Origin of the sequence: Streptomyces sp. NPDC051133 (genome assembly GCF_040682635.1) — a bacterium.
Taxonomy (GTDB): Bacteria; Actinomycetota; Actinomycetes; order Streptomycetales; family Streptomycetaceae; genus Streptomyces.
Genome location: NZ_JBFBBK010000186.1, coordinates 678 through 2,256, shown reverse-complemented (window position 1 = coordinate 2,256; position 1,579 = coordinate 678). Strand labels below are relative to the sequence as shown.

At 67.4% G+C, this 1,579-nt stretch carries 3 pseudogenes; 1 reads left to right on the top strand and 2 read right to left on the bottom strand.

Going from position 1 to position 1,579, the window contains the following annotated elements:
• Nucleotides 1-5: 5 nt before the first annotated feature.
• Nucleotides 6-299, bottom strand: a pseudogene (locus AB0N17_RS46205) (transposase); the annotation flags it as partial.
• Between the two features lie 198 nt (nucleotides 300-497).
• Here AB0N17_RS46205 and AB0N17_RS46200 point away from each other — a divergent pair.
• Nucleotides 498-832, top strand: a pseudogene (locus tag AB0N17_RS46200) (transposase); the annotation flags it as partial.
• An 18-nt stretch (nucleotides 833-850) separates the two neighbouring features.
• Here AB0N17_RS46200 and AB0N17_RS46195 read toward each other — a convergent pair.
• Nucleotides 851-1,528 (bottom strand): annotated as a pseudogene (locus AB0N17_RS46195) (transposase); the annotation flags it as partial.
• Between the last annotated feature and the right edge of the window lie 51 nt (nucleotides 1,529-1,579).

Genomic DNA, 1,579 nt, shown 5'->3' with positions numbered 1-1,579 from the left:
CCGTCCTATCGTTTGGTGCGGGCGAGTCGGCCCCAGATAGTCGGAGTATGTCGGACAGTCCCGCAGGGTTGCGGGGGGTCATCCAGTTGGTGCAGGACAGCTGGGTGCAGTCGGCTGCAGGCCCCAGCTCTGACCAGATCATGAACCGGCCGTTTGTGGTTGCTGTTGCCGGGGCGGGTGCGGTCGGACCGGCTCACCCCGGCCGACTCGTTCTGGCCCGGGCAGACTCCGACCCACGAGGCCAGGTGGTGGGCGGAGGCGAACTGGGTCATGTCGCCGCCTGTCTCGGCGACCGTGAGTGTTCCAGTGACGCCGGCGGTGAGGTCGGCGCCGAAGCGAGCCGTCGTCGTGGCCTCGGATAGCAATCGGCTGCAGGCGGCAGCCACTTCGTCGGGGGCCTCGGACAGCAGGGCGGTACCGACCGGCGACAGGGTGCCACGGGCGAGTACACCGAGCAGCTCCGCTTCGCAGATGACAGTGGCGAACGGCGCCGCGTCCTGCGGCAGTCCCTCGGCAAGCGGACGGAACCGGGCTGCCAGAGGCCGTTGCTTCCTGAGGAACGGGTACGGCCGCAAGGCGGCGGCAAACAGAACACGCCTGATGAGACGCTGTTCGCGGCGATCATCTATGTGCTGGTCAGCGGTTGTGCCTGGCGGGCCGTACCGCCATGCTTCGGGATATCGAAGTCGACCGCGCACCGCCGGTTCATGATCTGGTCGAGGGTCGGCTGTGGGGCTGCCTACATGAAGCAGTCCTGCACCAGCTCGATGATACGGGCCTTGTCGACGTCTCCCGTGTGGTCCTCGACTCCGCCCATGTCCGGGCTGAAAAGGTGCCTCTATGGCTTTCGTCAAGCCGTAGCCGGTGCGGGCGGCTGGTAGAAAGTCCCGTCTCGGAGCATGGCGAACAGGACGTCGATGCGGCGTCGGGCGAGGGCGATGAGGGCGGCGATGTGGTGTTTTCCCTCGCGGCGTTTGCGGTCGTAGTAGGCGCGTGACTCCGGTTGGGACAAGGAGGCGAACGCGGCAAGGCAGAAGGCCCGTTTGAGCTGCTTGTTGCCTCGCCGGGAAGGATGTTCGCCGCGGATGGACGAGCCGGAACTGCGGGTCACGGGTGCCAGGCCTGCGTAGGCGGCGAGGTGGCCGGCGGTGGCGAAGCCGCTGCCGTCACCGACGTCGATAAGGATGCGGGCGGCGGTCCTGATCCCGATGCCGGGCATCGAGATCAGGACCTGGGAAAGAGGGTGGGCCTCCAGGAGTTCCTCGATCCGGGCGGCGAGGAGTTTGCGCTGGTCAAGGACGGACTGGAGGAAGCCGGCGAGGCTGTGGACGATCAGCGCGGCGGCGTCCGTGCCGGGGACGACGACACTCTGTTCGTCGAGTGCGGTGAAGATGTCTTCGACCAGCCGCTCGGCCATCCGCGGCGCCTTGGGACGTATCAGGGTCACGAGACGTCGTCTTCCGGCTTTGCGGATCTGGGACGGGGAACCGAACTGGTCCAGCAGTCTGAGCACGGCCGGGTGCTGGACCCCCAGCCACAGGGCGGCGTGCACCAGCTGGCGGGTGGTGACGGTGATCAG